The sequence below is a fragment of the Streptomyces sp. NPDC007896 genome (assembly GCF_042959425.1).
Lineage (GTDB): Bacteria > Actinomycetota > Actinomycetes > Streptomycetales > Streptomycetaceae > Streptomyces.
In genome coordinates, this window is record NZ_JBIBKX010000008.1 from 388261 (window position 1) to 412542 (window position 24282).

General features: G+C 70.9%; 22 protein-coding genes. 7 read left to right on the forward strand and 15 right to left on the reverse strand.

Annotation, left to right across the window (positions count from 1 at the left end; translation table 11 throughout):
• Positions 1-33: 33 nt before the first annotated feature.
• Both ACFZDJ_RS27000 and ACFZDJ_RS27005 read right to left on the reverse strand, forming a co-directional pair.
• The gene (locus ACFZDJ_RS27000) at positions 34-957 is read right to left on the reverse strand and encodes a carbohydrate ABC transporter permease (protein WP_101402873.1); all 924 of its coding nucleotides are present in this window, start codon (positions 955-957) and stop codon (positions 34-36) included.
• Entirely contained in the window at positions 941-1870 is a 930-nt protein-coding gene (locus ACFZDJ_RS27005; protein WP_391062316.1) for an ABC transporter permease subunit, read from the reverse strand. The genes ACFZDJ_RS27000 and ACFZDJ_RS27005 overlap by 17 nt, the downstream gene beginning before the upstream one ends.
• A 151-nt stretch (positions 1871-2021) precedes the next feature.
• On the opposite strand from ACFZDJ_RS27005, the gene ACFZDJ_RS27010 reads away from it, so the two are divergent.
• Positions 2022-3395, forward strand: a complete 1374-nt coding sequence (locus ACFZDJ_RS27010; RefSeq protein ID WP_391062535.1) for a glycoside hydrolase family 125 protein — start codon at positions 2022-2024, stop codon at positions 3393-3395.
• A 262-nt stretch (positions 3396-3657) separates the two neighbouring features.
• Positions 3658-4041 carry a VOC family protein gene (locus ACFZDJ_RS27015; protein ID WP_385368959.1) on the forward strand — a complete coding sequence of 128 codons (384 nt, stop codon included), beginning with the start codon at positions 3658-3660 and terminating at the stop codon, positions 4039-4041.
• Between the two features lie 187 nt (positions 4042-4228).
• On the opposite strand, the gene ACFZDJ_RS27020 is transcribed toward ACFZDJ_RS27015, so the two are convergent.
• Positions 4229-4378 (reverse strand): hypothetical protein, encoded by a 150-nt coding sequence (locus tag ACFZDJ_RS27020; protein WP_391062319.1) that lies wholly within the window; start codon positions 4376-4378, stop codon positions 4229-4231.
• A 494-nt stretch (positions 4379-4872) separates the two neighbouring features.
• Between ACFZDJ_RS27020 and ACFZDJ_RS27025 the strand changes: the two genes are divergently transcribed.
• On the forward strand, positions 4873-6108 hold the full coding sequence (locus ACFZDJ_RS27025; protein ID WP_391062322.1) for a GNAT family N-acetyltransferase: 1236 nt from the start codon (positions 4873-4875) through the stop codon (positions 6106-6108).
• A gap of 213 nt (positions 6109-6321) precedes the next feature.
• Here ACFZDJ_RS27025 and ACFZDJ_RS27030 read toward each other — a convergent pair whose 3' ends face one another.
• The 3 genes from ACFZDJ_RS27030 to ACFZDJ_RS27040 form a co-directional block, all read right to left on the reverse strand.
• Entirely contained in the window at positions 6322-7041 is a 720-nt protein-coding gene (locus ACFZDJ_RS27030) for a WYL domain-containing protein (RefSeq protein ID WP_390935595.1), read from the reverse strand.
• A 16-nt stretch (positions 7042-7057) separates the two neighbouring features.
• The gene (locus tag ACFZDJ_RS27035) at positions 7058-7990 is read right to left on the reverse strand and encodes an alpha/beta hydrolase fold domain-containing protein (RefSeq protein WP_391062325.1); all 933 of its coding nucleotides are present in this window, start codon (positions 7988-7990) and stop codon (positions 7058-7060) included.
• 172 nt (positions 7991-8162) lie between these two features.
• On the reverse strand, positions 8163-8876 hold the full coding sequence (locus ACFZDJ_RS27040; protein ID WP_391062328.1) for a carboxymuconolactone decarboxylase family protein: 714 nt from the start codon (positions 8874-8876) through the stop codon (positions 8163-8165).
• Positions 8877-8949: 73 nt separating this feature from the next.
• Here ACFZDJ_RS27040 and ACFZDJ_RS27045 point away from each other — a divergent pair, with 73 nt between their 5' ends.
• Positions 8950-9588, forward strand: a complete 639-nt coding sequence (locus ACFZDJ_RS27045) for a WHG domain-containing protein (protein ID WP_391062330.1) — start codon at positions 8950-8952, stop codon at positions 9586-9588.
• A gap of 34 nt (positions 9589-9622) precedes the next feature.
• Here ACFZDJ_RS27045 and ACFZDJ_RS27050 read toward each other — a convergent pair whose 3' ends face one another.
• From ACFZDJ_RS27050 to ACFZDJ_RS27060, 3 genes are all read right to left on the reverse strand, one after another.
• Positions 9623-9982 (reverse strand): metalloregulator ArsR/SmtB family transcription factor, encoded by a 360-nt coding sequence (locus ACFZDJ_RS27050; protein WP_390935586.1) that lies wholly within the window; start codon positions 9980-9982, stop codon positions 9623-9625.
• A gap of 200 nt (positions 9983-10182) precedes the next feature.
• On the reverse strand, positions 10183-10557 hold the full coding sequence (locus ACFZDJ_RS27055) for a hypothetical protein (protein ID WP_384916757.1): 375 nt from the start codon (positions 10555-10557) through the stop codon (positions 10183-10185).
• 161 nt (positions 10558-10718) lie between these two features.
• Positions 10719-11291 (reverse strand): rhodanese-like domain-containing protein, encoded by a 573-nt coding sequence (locus tag ACFZDJ_RS27060; protein WP_391062333.1) that lies wholly within the window; start codon positions 11289-11291, stop codon positions 10719-10721.
• A 73-nt stretch (positions 11292-11364) separates the two neighbouring features.
• Here ACFZDJ_RS27060 and ACFZDJ_RS27065 point away from each other — a divergent pair, with 73 nt between their 5' ends.
• On the forward strand, positions 11365-11646 hold the full coding sequence (locus ACFZDJ_RS27065; RefSeq protein WP_390935581.1) for a metal-sensing transcriptional repressor: 282 nt from the start codon (positions 11365-11367) through the stop codon (positions 11644-11646).
• Between the two features lie 21 nt (positions 11647-11667).
• Here the strand turns inward: ACFZDJ_RS27065 and ACFZDJ_RS27070 are convergent, their stop codons facing one another.
• The 6 genes from ACFZDJ_RS27070 to ACFZDJ_RS27095 form a co-directional block, all read right to left on the reverse strand.
• Positions 11668-12420 carry a sulfite exporter TauE/SafE family protein gene (locus ACFZDJ_RS27070; RefSeq protein WP_385368970.1) on the reverse strand — a complete coding sequence of 251 codons (753 nt, stop codon included), beginning with the start codon at positions 12418-12420 and terminating at the stop codon, positions 11668-11670.
• Positions 12417-12782: a rhodanese-like domain-containing protein gene (locus tag ACFZDJ_RS27075; RefSeq protein WP_391062336.1), complete on the reverse strand. Its 366-nt coding sequence runs from the start codon at positions 12780-12782 to the stop codon at positions 12417-12419. Before ACFZDJ_RS27075 ends, ACFZDJ_RS27070 begins: the two co-directional genes overlap by 4 nt.
• Before the next feature lie 144 nt (positions 12783-12926).
• On the reverse strand, positions 12927-14300 hold the full coding sequence (locus tag ACFZDJ_RS27080) for a rhodanese-like domain-containing protein (RefSeq protein ID WP_391062339.1): 1374 nt from the start codon (positions 14298-14300) through the stop codon (positions 12927-12929).
• A gap of 189 nt (positions 14301-14489) precedes the next feature.
• Positions 14490-15719: an FAD-dependent oxidoreductase gene (locus tag ACFZDJ_RS27085; RefSeq protein ID WP_391062343.1), complete on the reverse strand. Its 1230-nt coding sequence runs from the start codon at positions 15717-15719 to the stop codon at positions 14490-14492.
• Positions 15720-16246: 527 nt separating this feature from the next.
• Complete coding sequence (locus ACFZDJ_RS27090; protein ID WP_384916741.1) at positions 16247-17272, reverse strand: alcohol dehydrogenase; 1026 nt, start codon at positions 17270-17272, stop codon at positions 16247-16249.
• Between the two features lie 656 nt (positions 17273-17928).
• Complete coding sequence (locus ACFZDJ_RS27095; RefSeq protein WP_391062344.1) at positions 17929-19377, reverse strand: serine hydrolase; 1449 nt, start codon at positions 19375-19377, stop codon at positions 17929-17931.
• 205 nt (positions 19378-19582) lie between these two features.
• Between ACFZDJ_RS27095 and ACFZDJ_RS27100 the strand changes: the two genes are divergently transcribed.
• Positions 19583-22858 carry a family 78 glycoside hydrolase catalytic domain gene (locus ACFZDJ_RS27100; RefSeq protein WP_391062347.1) on the forward strand — a complete coding sequence of 1092 codons (3276 nt, stop codon included), beginning with the start codon at positions 19583-19585 and terminating at the stop codon, positions 22856-22858.
• A 121-nt stretch (positions 22859-22979) separates the two neighbouring features.
• Positions 22980-24215, forward strand: coding sequence for a 4-hydroxybenzoate 3-monooxygenase (locus ACFZDJ_RS27105; RefSeq protein WP_391062350.1), 1236 nt, complete (start codon positions 22980-22982; stop codon positions 24213-24215).
• Positions 24216-24282 lie beyond the last annotated feature (67 nt).

Here is a 24282-nt window from a genome sequence, read left to right on the forward strand (position 1 = left end):
TAAGTGGAGTGGGGTCGGCTGACGAGATGCGGGTCAGCGTTGGTTGACGGTGCCCAGAGCGCTCAGGCCTTGGATGAAGTAGCGCTGGGCCACGAAGAACACGGCCAGTGGGGGCAGCATGTAGAGCAGGTTGGTGGCCATGTAGAGGTTCCAGTCCGGGGTCTGGCCGGCGAACTGGGAGACGAAGGAGGCCATGCCGACACTCAGCGGCCACTTCTGTGACGAGTACAGATAGATCAGCGGGTTGAGATAGTCGTTCCACGACATCTGGAAGGCCAGGATGGACATGGTGATCCAGGCCGGTCGGGTGATGGGCAGCATGACACTCACGAAGATCCGGAAGTGTCCCGCGCCGTCGACCTTGGCGGCCTCGTCGATGGAGTGGGGAATCGACAGGAAGTACTGGCGGGCGAGGAAGATGAACAGCGGATTGCCGCCCAGCCAGGCCGGCACGATCAGCGGCAGCCAGGTGTCGTACCAGCCGATGTCCTTGAACAGCTGGAACAACGGGATGATGCCGACCACCGGTGGCAGGAGCATGCTGCCGACGAAGACGTAGAAGAGGATCTTCCGGCCGGGGAAGCGGAGCCGGGCCAGGGCGTATCCGGCCATCATCGATGTCATCACCCCGCCGATCACCGAAAGACTGGTGATGACAAGGGAGTTGAGCAGCAGCCGCGGGAAGTGGATCGCTTTCGGCCCGTCGATGAAGTTCTTGAAGTGGAACTCGTGGGGCAGCAGTTTCGGCGGCACTTCGAAGACGGCCGAAGGGCCTTTGAGTGCGACGGTGAGCATCCACAGGATGGGCAGGATCATCACGGAGCTGATGAGCAGCGCGACGGCGTACCAGGACGCGGTACGTGCGGCCCTGCTGGGCGGTCGGCCCGCAGCTGCGCTGTGGGGCGGCTGCGGAGCGGTCGGCGGCGATGTCTTCGTGACGTCAGGAGACGTGGTCACTGTAGGTCCAAATCGAGGAGAAGCGAGCGGTGGCGGCGATCAGGACGACGATGACGAGGAAGAGCACCCAGACCTGGGCGGAGGCGTAGCCGAGCTGGGCGACCCGGCCGAGCGAGGGGAAGCCGTTGGTGTAGATCGACAGCATCAGCACCCTGGTGCTGAACCCCGGCCCGCCCATCCCGTCCGGCGAGAGGATCTTCGGCTGGTTGAAGGCCTGGAGGGCGGTCACCATCTGCAGTACGACCTGCAGCACCATGATCGGGCTGATCAGCGGCAGGGTGATCCGGAAGAACACCGTCCTGGGTCCGGCGCCGTCGAGCCTGGCCGCTTCGTAGAGCTCGGTGGGAACCGCCTGGAGCGCGGCGAGGAAGATGACCATGGTCGAGCCGACGCTCCACAGCATGACGATCACGATCGAGGGCATCGCCGAGTCCGAACCGGACAGCCATTCACTCGTCGGGATGTGCAGCCACGTCAGCACCTGGTTGGCCAGGCCGACTTGGGGATTGAAGACGAACTTCCACAGCGTGATCGTGGCGACCACCGGCAGTACGACGGGCAGGTAGCACAGGGTGCGCAGCAGGCTGACCCCCCGCATCCGCTGGTTGCAGAAGACCGCCAGGGTCAGCCCGGTGGCCAGCGACAGCGGTACGTACAGGACGACCAGGAGCAGGGTGGCGCGTACCGAGGGCCAGAACGACGGATCGGTGGTGAACATCCTTCGGAAGTTGTCGAAACCGACGAACTTCGGGTCCGACAGGCCGTTGTACTGCGTCAACGCGAAGTACGCCGACCGGATCAGCGGGTAGACGACGAACACCGTGAACCCGATGAGGGCCGGCGCAAGGAACACGTACGCGGCCCGGGCGTCCGACACGAGCTTTCTGCGCCGCGGGCGCGGAGGAGCTGTCACACGCGTTCACCTTCTCCCTCCGAGGAGTTGGCGATGGCTCAGTCCTGGGCGCGCTCGCCGGTCTGGTGGCCGCCAGCTCCCTCAAGGTAACGTTTCCATTCCCCATTGATCACACCGTGGCCCAGGCCACAAGGAGGAGTCAAGAGGCGTGATGGTAACGTTTCCCATTCCCGAATCTTCTCCGCCCTGGGACATTCCGGAGTCCCTGAGGACGCTCGGAGGGAAGCTCGCCACCGAACTGCGGGGCACCGGCCCGGCCGCGGACATCGTTGCGAACTGTCTGACCAACACCTGGACCACGTCCATGAGTTGGGGAGCTCCCGCGGCCTCTCGGGCGGCGGAAGTCTTCGTCAGGACCGGCGACATACCGGCGATGTGGTTGCGTGACAGCACCGCCCAGATGCGTCCCTACCTGGCCCTGGCCGCGGATCCCCAGATCGGCGATGTCCTGGTCGGCGTATCGCGCCGTCAGATCCGCTGCGTCCTGCTGGACCCGTACGCGAATGCCTTCAACGACGGCCCCACCGACGCGCATGGCGAACCCGCCGACCGCCCTGCGCCGGAAAGCTGGGTCTGGGAGCGCAAGTACGAACTCGACTCGCTGTGCGCGCCACTGCAGTTGGCGTACGCGATATGGCGGGCGACCGGTCGCGTGGACCACCTCGACGACGGCTTTCGCCGCGCCGCGTGGACGATCGTACGAACCTGGCGTGTCGAGCAGGCGCACGAGCGGTCTCCGTATCGATTCGTCCGGCCCTCCGGCCCCTTCTCGGCGGACACCCTTCCGCTCGGCGGCCGCGGCGCGCCGGTGGCGTGGACCGGTATGACGTGGTCGGGCTTCCGGCCGAGCGACGACCGCTGCACGTACGGCTACCTCGTGCCGGCCAACGCGTTGGCGTCGACATGCCTGCACGGCCTGGCCGCACTGGCCGAGTCCGTCCTCCGCGACACGGAGCTCGCCCGGACGTCCTTGACACTGGCGGACGAGATCGATGCCGGAATCCTGGCGACCGCGGTGGTGGAGGCGGATGGCGCGTCCGTGCTGGCGTACGAGGTGGACGGCCGGGGCCATGCCCTGCTGGGCGACGACGCCAACCTCCCCAGTCTGCTGAGCCTCCCCCTCAGCGGCTGGTGCGCCCAGGACGACCCGCTGTATCTGTCCACTCGGCGGCTCGCGCTGTCCGACGCGAACTCCTCCTACTTCCGCGGCAGGTTCGCGTCCGGGGTGGGCAGTGCGCATACCCCGGACGAGCACGTCTGGCCGCTGGCGATCGCCGTCGCCGGGCTGACCGGCGATGAGAACGACGCGGCGCGGGCTCTGGACACACTGGCGGCCACCACCGCCGGCACCGGGCTGATGCACGAGAGTTTCCATGTCGACGACCCCGGCCGGTTCACCCGGGACTGGTTCGGCTGGGCCAATGCCATGTTCTGTGAACTCGCCCTCGACCTGTGCGGGCGCGGCGTACGCCACCTCTTTCCCAGGCACCCGCGCATCCCGCCTGCCGCCCCGGGCGTCACCTGAGAAACGCCCGGCGCGGCCCGCTGGTTCGCGTCCCTGCCCCAGTGCGACGCGACGACGGGGCACCACAGGGGCGATCCGGCAACCGGCTCTCGAAAAAGACGCCCTGCGCAACGGCGCCAAGGTCGTTCCTCTCCACTGCCGGAGCCGGATCACCCCGCAATCCTCGCCCTGACCTGGGGCCGGTCGGGGCGCTGAGCGCGCACGGCGGGGCGGTGGCACCCGCGCCCGGTCGGCGCCGGGCCGGCGCACCTATTCTCGGTGCATGGCATGCCGAATCAGCGAACTCGTGATCGACGCGGAAGACCCTGACCGACTGGCCGCATTTTGGTGCGATGTCCTCGGCTACGTGGAGCTGGCTCGAGAAGGTGACGGCAGCATCGAAATCGGCCCGGCCGGCGTCGGATTCGGCGGCGCGCAGCCAACCCTCGTCTTCAATGCGGGCCGCGACCCCCGGCTCGGGAAGCTCCCGCTGCACATCGATGTCAGCGCCACCGACCGCGACCAGGACGCCGAGCTGGCCAGGTTGCTCGCACTGGGCGCCGTGCCTGTCGACATCGGCCAGACCGGAGAGGAGAGCTGGCATGTCCTGGCCGACCCTGAGGGCAACGAGTTCTGTCTCCTGCGCACGCGGCTGAAGCCCGTCTGACGTCCCGCCGCATCGAACAAGGCAGAGCGGCCGGGTGACCGCCGCGGGCGGGGTGAGGTTGCCGGCTCGCTGATGGCGACGACGGCGCGGTCCACACGGTGGGTCTCGTCCGCGGTGAGCTCGGGGTCGTAGCGCCTCGCTCTGCAGGCGAGCACGGCCGGCGTGAGTGCCGTCGGCCGGCCCCCGGTCAGTCCGTGTGCTGCTGCGGTTCCCACTGCCCAGTGCCGTTCTCGGTGAGAGCCGTGCGCGCGGCCTGCAGCAGTTCTTCGGAGAGCGGGTTGCCCCGGGTGGCGCGGGCGAGGACGAGGGCACCGACCATGGCGCGGAACTGGGCCATGCCGTCGTCGCCGGTGGCCGGCCGAGCGGCGCGGTTGCGTACCCCGTCGACGTAGACGTCCTGGGCGCGGGCGGCCCGGTCGGGCTCGCGCCCCAGGCCGCTACGACCGCACCGCCGACGGCGTCGAACGGGTGACGGGCGTACCCGCCCAGACGATCGAGGCGTTCGTGGCCGCCCGCAGGGACTTCTACCTGGGCTGAGCCACCCCGTCCAAGGCCGGCCCCGGGGCGACGACTGCTGTCGCGGGGCCGGCCGGGCCCTCTTGGCCGTGTAGCCCGCCGACAACACTGCACACCTCGTTCAGCTACGGCGGGGATCACCGCCGCCGAGCCCGGCCACCGAAACTCCCCCCGGGGCCGGGCTGGAAACGGGCTGTGCTGTGACCGACCGCGGACCCGGCCCGTAATCCGCTTGACCCTGGCACGGGTCAACGCTGCACTGTGGCGGGACACCACGAGCCGTGGTGCCGCTATCCCGGGGAGGCAGTGGCAGCAATGGAGATCCGTCCCACAACCGACCAAGACCTTGACGTCTTCGTCGACACACTCCATGCCGCGTTCGGGCGCTTCCCGGAAACCCCGACCGAGAGCGGCGGCGGGGTCTGGTGGTCGGCACTCGAAATGGATCGCAACCTGCTCGCCATGACGGCGGACGGGCGGCCCGTCGGCACCGCCGGTGCGTACTCCTTCGAGCTCACCCTGCCCGGTGAGATCCTCGTCCCGGCCGCCGGGGTGAGCTTCGTCGGCGTCCTGCCCTCGCACCGACGCCAGGGCGTACTCAGCGCGATGATGCGCCATCAGCTCACCGAGCTGCGGGCCCGAGGGGAGTTCCTCTCCGTACTGCTGGCCTCCGAGGCCCTGATCTACCGCAGGTTCGGCTACGGACCGGCGACCTACACGCAGCGGCTGACGGTGCCGCACCACCAGGCCACCCTCGCTCTCCCCCGGGCGCACGGAGCGGCCGACGCCCCAGCGACCGGCTCGGACACCGGCACGATCGAGTTGCTGCGGCGAGCCGAGTGCGGCGAGATCATGGAAGAGGTCTACGACCGGTACCGCCGCGCACAGCCCGGCGCGTTGTCCCGGCCGCATCGCTGGTGGGCCTTGGGCGCGGGGCAGCCCCCGGTCTCTCCGGCGCCGCGCTACGTCGCCGTCCACCGGGACGCCGACGGCGTCCCGGACGGGTACGCCAGCTATTCGGTCGGCGAGCCCGAAACCTTGACGGTCGACGAGACCATCGCCACCGACGACGCAGTCTTCACGGCCCTGGCCCGATTCGTGCTCGGACACGACCTGGTCGCTCAGGTCGTGTTCAAGCACTTCCCGCCCGCGCACCCGCTGCGCTGGCAGTTTGCGGACTTCCGTGCCGGCCAGGTGAGCGGCGACACCGACTGGCTCTGGGTGCGGCTGCTGGACGTCCCGCGTGCGCTGACCGCGCGCGGCTGGTTCATGGACGGCGAGCTCGTCCTCGACGTCGACGACCCGTTCCTCGGCGAACACGGCCGCTACCTGCTGACCGTCCGGGACAGCAAGGCCGACTGCGTACCGACGGACCGGGAGCCCGACCTGTCCCTGGACGTGAGCGACCTGGGCTCGGTCTACCTCGGCGGCACCACTCCGAGCACGCTCGTGCGTGCCGGACATGTCCGGGCCCACCGCCCGGGCGCGGCCACCCTCGCTGACGCCCTCTTCCGCACCGAGCGCTCCCCGCACTGCCTGCACTGGTTCTGACCGCGCGCGCCGACCCCGCACGAGTCTCGTCAGGCGCCGTTTTCTTCGGCTGGATGGCGCGTCGTGTTTGATGTGAAGGGTCTCCGTACCGTGTACCGCCGCTCCACCTCGTGGTCCTGGACGCGCTCGGCGGCCGTAGTGACAGTCGCCATGGTGACCTCGGCCAGTGCCGCGACCGGAAAGGTCCGCCGGGTTGGTGGCGTCTTCGGATCCTCATGGTGGGGGTGTGAGTGAAGCCGGCGCCATGGGCCGCGTTGCACCGGCGGCGGCCGAGCCGAGCAGCAGTTCGGTCAGGTCATGGGGCTGCGCTTGCTCACCGGTTGGAGCCGCCGCTGCGATCCGGTCCAGACGGAAGCCCCGGCCGGCCCGCCGTGTGCGGCACCAGGCGATGAGGTACCACCGGCCGTCGGCGGTGAGCAGTCCGGCCGGTTCCACTACGCGGTCGCTCTCGCGTCCTGCCGCATCGACGTAGGACAGCCGCAGCACCGTGTTTGTGGTGAGGGCCTGTTCCACTGCGGCGCGGACCGCGGAGTCGGCTCGCGACGGCAGCGCGACGATTCGTGCGGCGAGTTCCTGAGCCGCTGCCGACGCGGGACCGGTCATCGAGACCATGATCTTCTGGGCCGCCGTGCGGGCCGCACCGGCAAACGGGGCTGAGGCGTTGGCCGCGGCGAGCGCGGTGGCCAACGCCGAAGCCTCGTCGGCGGTGAACCGGATCGGGGGCATGGTCATCTCCGGGTCGATCGACCAGCCCCCGCCTCGCCCGGGTGTCGTGCGCACCGGGACACCGGCTTCCATCAGCGTCTGGAGGTCGCGCTGCACCGTGCGTGTGCTGACCTCGAATCGTGCGGCGAGCGCCGCGACCGTCAGCGGCCGCGGCGCCCCCGCGCGCAACTCTTCGACCAATGCGTAGAGCCGAGCAGTGCGGTTCATGATGCCGACGCTACCGTCACGCCGTGGCCAGGAAGTCCCGCTCACGCCGCAGTTCCCGCTCGGTGACGGTCAAGGGGAACAGGGTGAAGCCGTGCATCGCGCCCGCGACGACTCCGAGCCGCACGGGCGCTCCTGCCGTCTGCCACCGTTGGGCCAGAAACAGTGAGTCGTCCAGCAGCGGATCCTCGGTGCCGACGACGATTCGGGCGGGTGGCAAGCCGGACAGGTCGGCGAACAGGGGCGAGACCTCGGGGTCGCGGCGCTGCTCCGCTCCCATCTCTGGTGTGAACAGCTCATAGCTGCCCCGCAGCGTGTCGGTATTGCTCAGCAACCGCTTGGACCCAAACGATCGCTGGCTTGGTGTCATCGACAGGTCGTACGGGCCAAAGAGCAGGTGGGCCGCACGGAACGCGCCAGTGATGCCGTGCCGGTCACGAAGGCGCAGCAGCGTCATGACGCTCAAATGGGCGCCGGCCGATTCGCCACCGATCAGGAGGCGTTGGGTACCGAACTCGGCTGCGGCGTGGTCCATGAGCCACCGGGCGGCGACTTCGCAGTCGTCGGGCCCTGCGGGGAACGGGTGCTCCGGCGCGAGGCGGTACTCGATACTCACCACGGCCAGCCGTGCCTGCTCGGCAAGATGCCACAGCCTCTCATCCTGGCCGCCCGCAGAGCCGAACGCCCAGCCACCTCCGTGTATGTGCAGGTATAAGCCGTCGACGCGGTCCGGCACGAACGCCCGGACTTTCACCCCGTCCGCAACGACGCGGTCCTGGCCCTGCGGCAGTCTCACCGGTGGCGTGTTGCCACCGAGCCGGTTACGCCGCAGGGTTGCCAGCACGGTTGCGTCCAGCGTTTCCCCGCGAGTCGGGCGGCTCGCGGCGGTGGCCTCGAATTGCTTGTTGAATGCCAGGGTCTCGGCGAGGCAGTCCTCATCGGTGATCGTCATGCTGTCGACAGTCACCCCTGTCCGCGACAACGTCCTGTCACCCTTTCCTGGTGAGCTGCGTCACAGCCCTGTCGCGCTGCCGGTCATCCCGACCACATCGTCCAGACCCGGGAGTTGCACCGCCGTCCGCGCCGGCGCAGCGCCAACGCCGTCGCGTGTGGGTGAAGGACGGTCAGGCGGCGTCGGGCGTCCGCTTCGCCTCCTGTTCCCCCCACTCGGCGAGCAGCGCGTCGAGGACGTTCAGGGCGCGCCAGGTTCGTGTCATTCCGAACGGCGCGGTGACGCGGACGGCGGCGCGGACCTCGTCCGGTGTCGCCCCCGCGCCCAGTGCGCGGCCGACGTGGGCGCGGAAGCTTTCCTGGAGGGTCTGGTAGAGGACGTCCACCGCCATCGTGGCGAACGCCCGTTCGCGGACGCTGATGCGGGACATGTCGGCCCGCATGCGTGACTGCAGGTCCATGTAGTTGGCCAGACCCGGGTCGAGGGCTTGGACCTGGGCGCGCATCGCCGCGGGAATCGGGCTGCCCGTGCCGTCCGCGTTCACCTCGTGGCCCTGGCCGGTCGGTCCGGGCAGGCCGTGCTCGCGCTCGATCTCGGCCAGCCGCACCAGCGCGGCCAGTGCCGCCGGGTATCCGCTGTCGTAGGAGATGAAGCGAAGCAGTTCGCGCAGGTCGTCGGCGTCGATGCCCTCGTCCAGAGCGGCTCGCACATGCAGTTCGTACGGCATTCCGAGGACCTGTTCGCACACGTCGGCGACAAGGCTGACCAGGATGCGCTCGCGTGGCGTCAGTTCCGGGCCCTCGCCCGCGAGTCGAAAGCTCGCGGCAGCCATCTCCGCGAACACCGGGTCCAGCTCGACGATCGCGCTCTGGGTCGGCAGTGTCATGGCGACTCCCCTGAGTGAACACATGTAGTGCTACAACTGTAGCCCTACAAGGCGTCCCCTACAATGCCGAACCATGGACCCGACCACCCCGGCCCGGAAGACCGCCCGGACCACCTCGCGCGGCCGCAACCCCCGGGGCCAGGGCGAGCGGCTGCGCGCCGAGATCGTCGACGCGACGCTGCGGCTGCTTGACGAACTCGCCGACGACGAGGCCCTGTCGCTGCGCGCCGTCGCTCGCGAGGTGGGTATCGCCGCGACGTCCGTCTACATCCACTTCGCCGACCGCGACATGCTGGTGCGGGCCGCGCTGGAGCGCTGCCACACGGACCTGCTGCGCGCGGTGGACGAGGCGGAGTCGGGTGCCGCCGACCCGGTGGCCGCGCTGCGCGCCCGCACGGCGCTGCTCGGCGCGTGGTCCCGCGAGCATCCGGGGCTGTACAAGGTGCTTCACGAGAGCACGCTCAACCGGCGCACGGACATGTCCTTCAAGGAGGAGATGGCCGGGCGCACGACCGCGGCGATCCGTCGCTGCATGGACGCCGGGCTGGCGCCGCGGGGCGATGCCGAGACCGTATCCCTGGATCTGCGGACGGCCGTCCACGGCGCGGTGTCACTGCGCGTCAACCAACCCGAGCTGCCCTGGCCCCCCTTGGAAGAGCAGGTAGACCGGTTCCTCACAAAACTGGTCGGTGTGCCGCCCGCGAAGGGGTGACAGAGGGCGGCGCGGCCCACAGCCCCGCACAGGGTCAGCCGCTGGAGGACACCGGTGGCAGGGACGTGTCGTTCTGTCGGAGTTCGACCAGCAGTTCGTTCTGCCCGGCCAGCAGCTCCGTGAGGATGCGGCGGGCCGCGCGCAGGAGCTCCGCGACGTCACCGCCGGCCAGCGCGTAGCTGACGGTGGAGCCCTCACGGATGGACACCACGATGCCGGAACGACGCAGGACAGCCAACTGCTGCGACAGGCTTGAGGGCTCGATGTCGAGGTCGGCGAGCAGGTCCCGCACCGGGACGGGGCCGTGTTGCAGCAGCTCGAGGACCCTGATGCGCACGGGGTGTCCCAGCATGCGGAAGAACTCCGCCTTGGCCTGGTAGAGGGGGACCCGCATCGGTGCTCGCTCCCTGCCGCGTGGGGATGGTCGTCACCTGGTGCGGCGACACCCGGAAGGCGCCGCCGCACCATGTGTCCGTCACTGTCGATCCTTCTCGCTCACGGCCGTGCGCATCAACTTGTTGGGGTGATGTTGATGTGGTGACTTGAAGAAGTCTTCACATCGTGGGCACACGTCGGACCGAGGATCCGGCCGACCTAGACTTCCAACTGCTCCTCGACGCGCTTGAGTTGATGACGGGCCATCGCCAGGTTCGAACGCGACTTGTCGAGCACGAGGTAGAGGAACAGACCGTTGCCGTTGCGTCCGGTGACCGGTCGGATGAGGTGGTACTGCCTTTCGAGAGTGATCAGGATGTCCTCGATCCGGCTCTTGAGACCCAGTTGCTCCATGGTCCGCACCTTCGCGCGGACGACATCCGTGTTTCCGGCGGCCGCGATCGTGAGGTCGAGGTCCTTGCCCCCGCCCAGTGTGCCCAGCGCCATGCCGCTGGTGTAGTCGACGACGGCCGCCCCCAACGCCCCCTCGGCCGCGGTCATCATTTCCTTCAGCGACACTTCCACACTCGCCATAGCGCCTCCCCTTGGTTGTCGGCTGTGCGGCGGGATCGGCGATGCCCGTCCCGCCGCCGCGTGACCGCACCGTATGCGGACGACCGAGGCGCCTACGGGAGTATCTTCGAGGCTGACCTCCGGCGATCGGAGATGAGCGCGACGGCATCGTTTTCCGACTACTACTGCCCCATTGCGGCCAGTGCGGCGAGGGTGGCGTCGAGGTCGGTGGCACGGGGCTGGTTGAGCGGGAGCTTGGCCAGAACACGGGCCATGGCGCAGCTGCCGCTGACGGCCGAGTAGACCAGGCCTCCGGCGACGCCGACGGACAACCAGCGGGCTGCCGCCCGGCGTTGTCCGACGGCGAGCCCGGCGAGGATCAGGGACCCGGCGACGAAGCGGACCTGACGGTCCATGGGCCAGACGCCGCGGGCGTCGGTGGCGCGGTGCAGGTCGTGTCCGTGCCGGCTCCAGGCGATGGTGCCGCCCGTGAGAGTGGCGGCGGATATGCCGTGTGCGGTGAGGGTGGCGCAGGCCTGCGCGGAGCGGGCGCCGGAGGCGCACACCATGACGAGGTCACCGCGCTCGGCGGCGGACTTCAGGACGGGCACGGCCGCGTCCAGATGGTCCAGGGGGATGTTGTGGGCGCCCGCTATGTGGCCCGAGGCGTACTCGCCATGGGTCCGCACATCGATGACGGTCAGCTCGTGGAGCCGGGCGTGGGCCTGGTCGGGGGCGAGGGAAGTGGGGGCCATGGGAATTTCCTGCTCTTTCTGGTGCTTCACCCCACGGACAGGATACCCGCGGGGGTATATCGAGGGAGTGCTTGTGGAACTGGCGATGGCAGCCGAGGAACTGAAGACGGTGGTCAACCGACTGCGCCGGGCGCAGGGTCAGATCGCCGGAGTGATCAAGATGATCGAGGAGGGGCGGGACTGCGAGGACGTGGTCACCCAGCTCGCCGCGGCCTCCCGGGCGCTGGACAGGGCCGGGTTCGCCATCATCGCGACCGGTCTGCAGCACTGTCTGACCGATGCCGATCTGGCCGCCGACGGTGACCGTGAGCGGATGCGGGCCCGTTTGGAGAAACTGTTCCTGTCCCTGGCGTGAGTCCGCCGGGACCGGCCGGGGTCAGGTCAGGGCGTCGACGAGCATGAACGCGGCCACCGCCAGCAGGACCACGGCGAAGGTGCGCTGAAGGAGGGGGCCCGAGGCTTTGCCGGCCAGGCGTTTGCCGTCCCAGGCGCCCAGGATCGCGGTCCCGGTGAAGGGGGCGATCAACGTCCAGTCCAGGCCCGACGTCGTGGCACCGCGGGTGAGCAGCGAGGCCAGCGAGTTGACCGAGATGATCAGCAGGCTGGTGCCGATGGCGGCCTGCATCTCGAAGGCCAGGACGGTGACCAGGGCCGGCACGGCGAGGAACCCGCCGCCCACCCCCAGCAGTCCGGTCAGCGCGCCCAGCCCCGCTCCGGTGCCGAGGGCCTTGGCCGGCCGAACCGCGCCGGGCTCCGTGGGGGACGTTGCCCGGGAGGGGCGCAGCATACGGGTGGCCGCCAGGGCGGCGACGGCGGCGAACGCGGCGATCAGCAGCGGCTGCGGCAGCCGGACCGACGCTGCTCCGGCCGCCACCGCCGGGAGGATGCCGGCGGCCGCGAACAGTGCGCCGGCCCGCCACCGCACATGGCCGCTGCGGGCGTGGCCGAACAGGGCCGTGAGCGAGGTGGCGGTCACGATCAGGAGGCTCGCTGTGGTGGCCGCGGCCGGGGTGAAACCGAGCAGGTAGATCAGGGCGGGCACGGCGAGGACGCTGCCTCCGCCGCCCAGCGCGCCCAGCGCGAGACCGACCAGGGCCCCCGCGACGAGCGCAAGAACGAACGCGCTCACGCTATGGCACCGTCGTCTCCGTCCGGGCCTGTCACCGGCAGCCCGTCCCGTGCCCAGGCGACCATGCCGCCGGTGACATCGGTGGCCTTCGTCCCGCGGCCGGTCAGGATCTCGACGGCCTGCCGGGAACGCCGGCCGGAGCGGCAGATCGCCACGACGGGCCTGCCCTGAGCGGCGGGCGGCAGGGCTTCCCCCGCCACAAGCCGGGACAGGGGCAGGTGCAGCGCATCCGGTGCGTGTCCCGCCTCCCACTCGGCGGTTTCACGGACGTCGAGCAGAACGGCGTGGCCGTGGGCGACCCGCTGGTGGGCCTGGACAGGGCCGAGGCGACGGGAGGCGCGGCCGCGGCTGCGGAAGAACATGGGTTCATCACTCCGAAGGGGTGGTGCGGCGGGGGGTCCGTGCGGGACTGGCTGAGGGGCAGTCGGTACGGGGCCGGGTGCGATCGGGACGGATGCGGTCGGGACGGATGCGGTCGGGACGGATGCGGTCGGGACGGATGCGGGTCAGCCCGTGCTGGACCGGGTGAGAGTCAGTCCGGCCTCGACGGCGGCGGCGAAGCTGTCGTCGACGGCGACCACGCCGCGTCCCGTGGCGTCCAGGAAGGAGGCGGCGATCGCCGCGCGCATCCCGCCCGCGCAGTGCACCCACACCTCCCCCGCGGGCACCTCCCCGAGACGACCGGGCAGCTCATGGATGGGGATGTGCACCGAGCCCGCCACAAAGCCGCCCGCGCGCTCGGAGTCGCGCCGCACGTCCAGCACCACCACGTCCTCGCCGCGACCACGGCGGGCGGCGAGGTCGGCGAAGGTGGCGCGCGGGAAGGACCGCGGCTCCACGCCCCCGGGCACCCAGTCGCGCGGGCCGCCGGTGGCGGCCGCGACCGGCCGGTCGATGCCGACCCGGGCCAGTTCCCGCTGTGCCGCGGCGATCTGTTCGGGTGTGTCGGCGAGCAGCGTGACGGGCTTGCCCCACGGGATCAGCCAGGCCAGGTAGGTGGCCGGCTTGCCGTCACCCTCGAAGTTGAGGGAGCCGGCCAGGTGCCCCTGGGCGAACGCGACACGGTTGCGCAGGTCGACCACCCATTCACCGGCCGCCAGCCGCTGGGCGATCTGTGCGGCGTCGGCGGGACGTGGCGGGGTGAGGTCGACGGGAGCGGGGCCCGCGGCGTTGGCCGGGCCCATGTGCGCGTAGTACGCCGGGACGTCGTCCAGACCGGCGAGCAGGTCGGCGACGAAGGTGTCCACGTCGCGGGTGAGGGCCTCGTTGGTCTTGCGTTCCCGCCCGATCGTGGAGGAGTCCCCCTCGGCCTGGGATCCGGAGCAGAAACTGCCGAAACCGTGCGTGGGCAACACCGGCACCTCGTCGTCCAGCTCCTCGGCCAGACGGTGGGCGGAGGCGTGCTGGGCACGGGCCAGCTGCTCGGTCAGCCGCGGTTCGACCAGGTCCGGCCGCCCCACCGTACCGATCAGCAGTGATCCGCCGGTGAAGGCGGCCACCCCGCGCCCGTCCTCTTCCAGAACGTAGGACGTGTGGTGCGGGGTGTGGCCCGGGGTGGCCAGTGCCCTCAGGGCCAGGCCCCGGTCGACCGTGACGGTGTCGCCGTCGGCGACCGGGGTGCGGGCGAAGGCCACCGAGGCCCCGGCCGGGACCAGATAGCGGGCACCGGTGACCCGGGCCAGTTCGAGCCCGCCGCTCACGTAGTCGTTGTGCAGGTGCGTCTCGACCACGTACGCGATCCGCACGCCTCGCCGGGCAGCCAGGGCGATGACCTGATCGATGTCCCGCGGGGGATCGACCACGACCGCCTCGCCAGGGCCGCCGGCCAGGTAGCTGCGGTTGCCCAGGCCCTCGAACTCCAGGGTGTCGACGAAGAACACGGGTTCGGCTCCTTCCGGATGAAAGTACCCCGGGGGGTATCTGACATCCACCGTAACAGAAATACCCGGGGGGGTATCCAGAGGGATGCGCGGAGGTGATTCAGATGCGGCCACCGGCCACCGGCCGGTGACGGGCGACGGGCGACGGGCGACGGGCGACGGGCGACCGCGAGTGACGCCGCGGGCGCCCTAAACTAGGCCCTTGAGCATGCCGCGCCAGTACAGGGCCGGCAGGCCGTACCGCTTGAGCAGCCACATGTCGCGGCGCTCCTTGGTGGTGTCCAGCAGGGGGATGCTGGGGGCGGGGCGCTGGTCGTAGTCGAACTCGGCGAGCAGCACCTTGTCGCGGGCCGTGACCAGTGGGCAGGACGTGTAACCGTCGTAGCGGCGCCGCTCACGGTGCTCGCCGTTGATCTCGGCCAGCAGGTTGGCCACCAGGACGGGGGCCTGCTTGCGGACGGCGGCGCCGGTCTTGGAGGTGGGCAGGTTGGCGACGTCGCCGAGGGCGAAGACATCGCGGTGCCGCGGGTGTTGCAGGGTGTGCTTGTCCGCTTCGACGTAGCCGTAGGGGCTCGCGGGATCGGCCAGCGGGCCGCGCTCGACCCAGTCGGGGGCACTCTGCGGCGGTACGGCGTGGAGCAGGTCGAACGCGAGGCTTTCCTCGGCGCCGGTGGAGTGGTCGGCCACGGTCAGCCGCCGGGCCGCGCCGTCGACGGCAGTCATCTCCGAGTTCAGGCGGACCTCGATGCCGTAACGCTCGGCGACGCGCTCAAGGGCACGGCGCCAGACCGGTACGCCGAACATGGAGTCGGCGGGCAGCACAAGAACCACCCGGATACGGTCCAGGACCCCCTGCCTGCGCCAGTGATCGGCGGCCAGATAGGCGATCTTCTGCGGGGCGCCACCGCATTTGACCGGGCCGCTCGGCTGCGTGAAGACCGCGGTGCCCGAGCGCAGGCCACGGATGAGTTCCCAGGTGTACGGGGCGTGCTCGAAAGCGTAGTTGCTGGATACGGCACCGTGCCCGACGGCGGTGTCGAGGCCGGGGATCGCGTCCCAGTCCAGTTGGAGACCGGGGGCCATCACGAGGTGGTCGTAGCCGATGGTGCGGTGCGCGGCGGTGGTGACGGTCCGCGCCTCGGGGTCGACGGCGGTGGCGGCCTCGCGGATCCAGTGCACCTGCCTGGGCATGACCGAGGCTTCGGGGCGGCGGGTGACACCGAGTGGGGCCCGGCCGCCGCCGACCAGGGTCCACAGCGGCTGATACCAGTGGACGTCGGCCGGTTCGAGCACCGCGACGTCGCGGACGCCGGCGCGCCGCAGGCGGGCCGCGACGGTGATGCCCGCGGTTCCACCCCCGATGATCAACACCTGGAAGTGGTCGCGGGCGGCGCCGGAGGCGGAGTGGGTGGAGGGCATGGCGGGCTCCTCGCAATCCTCGGGATATACCCCCAGGGGTATGGAATGAGCCCGATGCTAGGCCACGCCCGACGACGGGACCAATGCGCGGTCGATTAATTGCCAGCCAGGCAAAGGGAGTTGACGTACATGACGACTGTCGGCTAGGTCCAGGCGGTGAGGACGGAACGCGCCGACGCGCACGACACCGAGGCCCGCCACTTGCCGATCTCACCCGCCGACCCCGGTCATGCCCGCCCTCGCCGCGGTACGACCGGTTCCGTGTGCTGCCGCGGGCGCTCGACACCGCGGGCGGCATGCGGCTGTGGCTGGTGGAGCGCGACTGGTACCGCGCGCGTCGCGCCGGCCCGGCCGCACGTCCGCCGTCGTACGGGACGCGTTTCTACTACAAGCGCCCTCTTCACAGGACGTGCGCCGCCTCCCGCGCCGAGGCCACCGCCCTCGCCGTACGGGACGGCCTGCCGCGGCACTCCCCGGGCGACCCGGACCACTTCGCCGAACGCCACCCGGGCTGCCGAGCCGCCGTGTCAGCTCATGGTGAGCACCATCCGGAAGCGGGCGGCACCGGAGAGCATCTTCTGGTACGCCTCCTCGGTCTCGCCCAGCGTCACGACCTCGGTCATCGGACGGATGCCGTGCAGGGCGCTGAACTCCATGGTGTCCTGGATGTCCTGCGAGGTGCCGCTGGGGTGGCCGCTGACGGCCTTGCCCGCCATCAGCAGCTGGACCGGGCTGATGCCGAGCGGCTCCACGTCCACGCCGACGACCACCAGCTCACCGCGGGCACGCAGACCGTCCACGGTCGCGGTGATCGCGGCGGAGTTCGACGCGGTGGCCAGGACGACCTGCGCGCCCCCGAGGGACTGAAGCGCCTCGGCGACCGGAGTGCCGGCCGTGCTGTCGATGTAGTGGTGCGCGCCGAGCTGCTTGGCGAAGTCGGCCTTGTCGGCACCCCGGGCGATGGCCACGGTCTCGAAACCCATCGCGGCCGCGTACTTCACCCCCAGGTGTCCCAGGCCGCCGATGCCGAGAACGGCGACCAGGTCACCCGGCCGCGCCGAGCTGCGCCGCATGCCGTTGTACACGGTCACGCCCGCGCAGGCCAGGGGCCCCGCGTCGGTGGCCCCCAGCCCGTCGGGGATCCGGGCCAGCGCGTCCACGGGCACGACCACCGTCTCGGCGTAGCCACCGTCGTACGCCCATCCGGGGACCTGCAGGTTCTCGCACACGATGAAGTCGCCCTGCCGACAGGGTGTGCAGTGGCCGCACGCGCCGCCGAACCAGCCCACCGCCACCCGGTCGCCCACCTGCCAGCCCCAGTCCTGCGTCCCCTCGCCGAGCTCCGCGACCCGCCCGGCGACCTCGTGCCCGGGGACCACCGGGAACGTCACGCCGGGCACGCCGGCGTTCACGAAGAGGGTGTCGCTGTGGCACACCCCGCAGGCGTCGACGGTGACCCGTACATGTCCGGGGCCCGGCTGCGGCACCTCACGCTCGACGACCTCGAACGAACCGCCGGGGGCGGTCACCTGTGCGACGTGATAGGTAGTCATCCGGATCCCTGCCTTGGAGAGTCGGTCTGAGCTCGAAGCGCTCCGCCCGCAGGTGGTCACGGGGGCCGGTGGCAGGCACGCGGGCCGCAGCGGAAGGCACACGAACCCCACCGGCTTGCTCCACTGCGGTGGCGGTGTCGGCCGACGGCCGGGCGGGATCCGCCTGCCGAGCCTCGGCAGGCCACGGACGGACGGGCGCGGGTAACCTCACGCTACTTCAGGTCACAGCAGGACGCTCGGCGAGTTCGCCGTCCACCGCGTGCGCGGCGGCGGCGCCACCGGGACGAGCGGGCTGCCGGTGCCGGTGGAGCGGCCGCGGAGCGCGGTGGGGACGTCCTCCGGTCAGGGCCTGTCCGGCGGATCAGGTCAAAGGGACGCACCGGCGCCTCATGAGCGCAGATGGGCGTGCCGGACCCCGCGTCTCCGCCATGATCCGCCGGACAGGCCCCCGTGCGGGCCGCCACTCGCGAGCCGCGCGTTCACGGCGGACCGCGGCCACGGCGTCCCGTGACGCCCGCTGCCGAAACGCCCCCTCCTCGGCGCCGAGGCGAGCGGCACACCACTCCCCTCGACCGCCCGTCACCCCACCGCCCACGACCTGTCGGACAAGGGCACCCGACTGCCCGCCCCGGGCGGAAACCCAGCCGCCTGGGCTGTCACACCCGATCCCCCGCGGGCGCCCGGAGCGAGCGCAGCCGACCGCCATGGATCGGTGTCGTGTGCCAGCGCACGGTGAAGGTCCCCTCCGGCAGCGAACAGGTCACGGTCAGTCGGTGCGGGGTCTCCAGGAACAGCACGTCGAGGCGCAGGGTGTCCTGGTCCGTCCAGCCTCCGCTGACGGCCGTGGGCGGGCCGCCCGCGTCGACGGTCCAACCGGTCGCGCCGAGCCGCAACTCGATGAGCTCGTCGTCCTCCGCGAGCGACACGTCCCAGCCCTTCCCGTCCGGGTCGGCCGTGACCGTGACGCCCGTCAAGGTCCGCTGCTGCGGGCACTCACCGTCCTCCGGCGCGAACACCGCGCTCCTCCAGTCGTCGCCCCGCGCGGGCGGCTCGGGGCTCGCCTCGACCGGGGGTAGAGCCAGCTCCGCGAGGCGGCGGCGCACGCCCTCGTCGGCCGTGCCCGGGAGCGGTTCGGCACCGAACGCCGGGAGGAGGTGGCGCCACACCAGGTTCAGCAGACCCTGCATGTCCTCGGCCGCCGCGGTCGTCGCGATCACGGCGTCGTGCTCGGGCAGGACGAGACAGAACTGCCCGTACGCGCCGTCGCCGCGGTACCCGTGCCTGCTCCTCCAGAACTGGTAGCCGTACCCCTGCTGCCAGTCCGACAGCGCGCCCTCCTGCGTACCGTCCGCGGTGGAGATGTGCGCGCGGGTCGCTTCCTCGATCCATGAGGACGGAAGCAGCCGCCGCCCCTCCCAGACACCGTCCTGCAAATAGAACTGGCCGAGCCGGGCGATCGCGTCCGTCGTGGCGTGCAGACCGCTGAAGCCGAGGTCACGCCCGGGCGGCCGCTGGAGCCAGGCCGTCTCGCCGATGCCCAGCGGGTCGAACAGCCGGGGCCGCAGATACTCCGTCAACGACTGGCCGGTCAGGCGCTGGATGATCGCGGCGAGCGTGTACGTGCAGGGCTGGTTGTAGGCGAAGACGGTCCCGGGGTCCCGGTCCGGCGGGAAGAGCAGGAACCCCCGCACGATCTCGTCGCGGTCGCGTCGGATCGAGGTCGCGTAGGTCTCTTCGAGGTGGCCGCTGGCCATGGCGGCCACGTGGCGTACGAGCATGGCGCGGCTGCGCGGATCCGTGATGTCGGCCTCGAACTCGGGAAAGTACGAGATCACGGGGTCGTCCAGGCGCAACAGGCCTTCGGCGACGGCGAATCCGGCGGCCGTGGACGTGAAGCTCTTGCTGAGCGAGTAGAGCAGGTGGCGACGGTCGGGTGTGTACGGCGCCCACCAGCCGCAGGCCACGAGGTGCCCGTGGCGCAGGATCATCAGACTGTGCGGTTCGATGTCCGGCGCCGCCTCGACGGCGTCGAGGAAGGCATGAATGCCCGCGGCGTCCACCCCCTCGGCGGCGGGGGTGCTGGCGGGCAGGGGACGGGAGCTCATGAAGGCTGCCTCCGGGCGGCTGGGGCGGTGATGGAGCGGGGCACTATGGGCATTTGACATCTTTCCGTCGGCGGACACTGTCTGTCCACGAGGTGCATGCAGGACTCTTGAGGCTGAAGTGACGTGATGCGTAGGATCGTTACCATCGGAATGAAACGTTTCAATTCATCGCTTCACCATCGACTTCACCATCGAGGGGCGACACATGGCCAAGGATTGGAACCGCCGCGTCTTCCTGCGCAGCTCCGTCGTCGGACCGGGCGCCACCGTCGCACTCGGGTCCGGGGGCGCCCACACCGCCTCCGCAACCCCCGGAGCGAGCGCCGACGCCCCGCGGGAGGGCGGGCTGCGCATCGACCGCACCACCGTCGAGTACGCCGAGACGCTTCTGGGCACCGAGGTCGAACACCCCAGGCTCACCTGGGAGTTGGCCGCCCCGGGCCGGGGCGCGAGGCAGTCCGCGTACCGGGTACGGGTGGCGCTCACCGAGAAGGACCTGCGCGAGGGTCGGCGCCTGGTCTGGGACTCGGGGCGCGTCGAGTCGGACCGTACCGTCGGCATCGCCTACGCGGGGCCCGCGCTGCGGCCCCGTACCCGTTACCACTGGCAGGTCAGGGTCTGGGACGGCGACGGCCGCCCATCGGCGTGGAGCACCCCGCGCTGGTGGGAGACAACGTTGCCGAAGGACGGCTGGCAGGGGTTCTGGATCGGGGCGGCGGCGCTGCCCGAACCGCCCGGCTTCGACGGGGCGTCCTGGATCTGGTCGCCCGGCTCGACCACCGGTTCCGCCCCCGTCGGACCCCGTTGGTTCCGTACCTCGACCACCCTCCCCACCGGCGCTGAGGTGCGCAGGGCGAGACTGGTGGCCACGGCCGACGACGACTTCACGCTCTACGTCGACGGACAGCAGGTCCTGTATCAGCCCCAGCAGACGGACGCCTGGCGCACCGGGCAGCTCGCCGAGGTCACCGAACAGGTGCGCGGGGCGAGCGGCGGGCGGATCGTGGTCGCCGCCGTCGCGACCAACCGTGACAACGGGTCCGCCAATCCGGGCGGGCTCCTGCTCCGCCTGATCGTGGAGACCACGTCCGGCGACACGGTCGAGCTCGTCACCGGTGACGGCTGGCGCTGCGCCGACAGTGAGCAACAGGGCTGGCAGCGGCCCGACTTCGACGACACGGGCTGGTCCGGGGCCGCCGTGCTGGCGCCCTGGGAACAGGGCCCCTGGGGCACCGGCGTCTCCATCGCCGTCCCCGAACAGCCCGCTCCCCTGCTGCGCCGGACGTTCAGCGTCCCGAAGGACGTCGTGCGCGCCCGCCTCCACATCAGCGGACTCGCCTACTACGAGGCCGAGATCAACGGCGTCCGCGTCGGCCGTCAGGTCCTCGACCCCGGCTTCACGGACTACGAGGAGACGGTGCTCTACGCGGTGCACGACGTCACGGACCGCGTCCGGCGCGGTGCCAACGCGATCGGGGTGACGCTCGGGCGCGGCTTCTTCGGCCTGACCACCCCCACCGCGTGGAACTGGAACCGAGCACCCTGGCACGGTGAACCCCGGCTGCTGGCGCAGCTGGAGATCGACCATCCGGACGGCTCGCGCACCACCGCCGCCACGGACGGCACCTGGCGGATCACCGACGGACCGACCCTCTCCAACTCCCTCTACGCGGGCGAGACCTACGACGCCCGCAAGGCACCCCGGGGCTGGTCACGCCCCGGCTTCGACGACCGCTCCTGGCAGGAGGCCCAGCGGCAGACCGCGCCCCAGGGCACCCTGCACGCTCAGGGGCACGACCCGATCGAGGTGGCTCAGACCGTACGCCCGGTGGACATCAGCGAGTTGAGCCAGGGCGTGTACGTCGTCGACATGGGGCGGACGCTCGCGGGCTGGACCCGGCTGACCGTGCGCGCCGAGGCGGGGACGACCGTCCGGCTGGCCCACGGGGAGCGGCTGAACTCCGACGGCAGTGTGATCGCCCGCAACGACCTGGTGCCGGGCCGCTGCCAGACGGACGAGTACGTGTGTGCGGGCGGCGGCGCGGACGAGGTGTGGGAGCCCAGGTTCTCGTACAAGGGCTTCCGTTACGTCCAGGTCAGCGGGCTGCCCGCGAAGCCGGGGCCCGAGCAGGTGCTCGGCCGGGTCGTGCACACGCGGGTGGCGTCGACGAGCACGTTCTCCTGTTCCGAGCCGTTCTACGAGAAGTTGGACGGGGCGATGCGCCGCACCGTCCTCAACAACCTCCACGGCATTCCGACGGACACTCCCGTGTACGAGAAGAACGGCTGGACCGGCGACGCGCAGCTCGGGGCGCCTGTGATGGCGTATGCCTTCGGTGTGCACCGCTTTCTGACGAAGTGGCTGGGTGACCTGAGGGACAGTCAGGACGCCGAAGGGCAGCTGCCGGTGATCGTGCCGAGCGGAGGCTGGGGCTACCACGATCTGGCCCCCGCTCCGGAGTGGACGACGGTGTACCCCTTCCTGCTGCGGGAGATGTACCGCGTGTACGGGGACGAGCGGCTCGCCCGTGACCACTGGGCGCCGCTCATCCGCTACCTGGACTGGGAGATCGGGCGTCTCCAGGACGGGCTGGCGGTGACCGCCCTCGGCGACTGGCTGCCGCCGGGCTACGGCGGCAACCCGCCCGAGGACACCAGGCTGACCGCCACCGCCTATCTGCACCGCGCGCTCACCGGAACCGCGGAACTGGCCGATCTGCTGCGCGACACCGAGGTGGCGGGCCGCTACCGCAAGACGGCCGACGCGCTCAAGGAGGCGTTCAACACGGCGTTCCTCGGCGCGGACGGCCACTACCACACGGCGAAGGACCCCGACTACCGCCAGACCAGCAACTGCGTCCCGCTGGCCTTCGGGCTCGTCCCGGCCGGCTCCCGGGCGAGCGTGGTCGACTCGCTCCTGGCCGACATCGCACGGCGTGGCAACCACCTGAACACGGGGGCGCTGGGCACCAGCGTGCTGCTGCGCGAGCTCTCGGCCCAGGGGCATCCCGAGGTGGCCCACGCCCTCGCCACCCAGCGCACCTACCCCGGTTGGGGGTACTGGTTCGACAACGGTGCCGACACCATGTGGGAGATGTGGCCGCTCGACTCCCGCTCCCGGGACCACTACTTCCTGGGCACCGTGGTGCAGTGGCTGTACGAGAACGTGGCGGGCCTGCGCCCCGGCGACGCGGGCTACCGCACCTTCACGGTCCGCCCGGACGGCCGTACGGGCGTGGACTGGGCCCGTACCTCGGTGCGGACCGTGCGCGGCCGGGCGGCGGCCGCGTGGTCCGTCGTGGACGGGACGACCCGGCTGTCGGTGGAAGTGCCGGTCGGGGCGACGGCGGAGGTGCACGTGCCGGCGGCCGACCGCTCGGCCGTCGCGTCGCCGGACGGTGCGAGGTGGCTGCGCTCGGAGCCGGGATTCGTCGTGTACGCGGTACCGCACGGGAGTTGGGAGTTCGTGGCGCGCGTCTGAAGTCACGCCCGGGGACGCCGCGGGACATCGGCGCGGGCAGGGACGGAGGGGTTGTGCGAGCCGTGTCAGAGGGTTGCGCAGGCGGTGTGAGGGCTTGTCGGGTCGCCGCCATAATGCCGGAATGATCAACCCCTCCCCCACATCCGCGCCGGCACCGCGCGTCCCCGTCGTCATCATCGGCGCGGGACCGGCCGGGCTCACCGTCGCCAACATCCTGCGGGCCGCGTCCGTCGACTGCCTGGTCCTGGAGACCGAGACCCGGGAGTTCGTCGAACAGCGGCCCCGCGCCGGCTTCATCGAGGAGTGGGCGGTGCGGGCGCTGCGTCAACGGGGGCTGACCGACCGGCTGGTGGAGCGGGCGCAGGCGCACAGCGAATGCGAGTTCCGGATCGACGGCGAGCGCCACCGCTTCCGGTACGCCGCGCTGACCGGGGACCGGCACTTCGTCTATCCTCAGCCACTGCTGGTGACGGACCTGCTGCACGAGTACGCCGACGTGAACGGCGGCGAGATCCTCTTCGGCGTGCGTGACGTGGCCCTCCACGGCATCGACGGCGACCGGCCGGCGGTGCTCTACACCGATCCGGAGACGGGAGAGCGCCGGCGGATCGACTGCGACATCGTCGCCGGCTGCGACGGCGCGCGCGGAGTGACCCGCACCCATGTGACCCCGGACAGGGGCACGGTGGCCCGGTACGACTACGGGGTCGGCTGGCTGGCGCTGCTCGCCGAGGCACCGCCGTCCAGCGACTGTGTCGTCTTCGGTGTCCACCCGCGCGGATTCGGCGCCCACATGGCCCGCAGCCCCGAAGTCACCCGCTACTACCTTGAGGTGGCGCCCGGCGAGGACCCGGAGAACTGGTCGCACGACCGCGTGTGGTCGGAGCTCCACGCCCGGCTGTCGGTCGCCGGAGCCCCACCGCTCACCGAGGGACCGCTGATCGAGAAACGCGTCCTCGACATGCACAGCTACGTCGTGGAGCCGATGACGTACGGGCGGCTGTTCCTGGCCGGCGATTCCGCGCACCTCGTCGCACCGATCGCCGCGAAGGGCATGAACCTCGCGCTGCACGACGCCCTGTCACTGGCCGACGCGCTCGTCGCCTACTACCTGAGGGGGGACGCCGACGGACTGCGCGGCTACTCGGCAGCCTGTCTGCGGCGGGTGTGGGAGTACCAGGAATTCTCCCAGTGGTTCGCGGAGTTGCTGCACGGACCGTCCTCGGGCGATCCGTTCCGGGCGGGTGCCGCGCGAGCCCGCCTGCGACGGATCCTCGGCTCACCCGCGGCGGCGGCCACCTTCGCCGAGTCGTACATCGGCAAGGACACCGGCCCGATGTCCACGACGACACCGTGAGATGAACCGCGGCCTGAATTCTTCGCACGAGTGCGCTACGCGCAAAGAATTCCGGAAAACGGGGCCC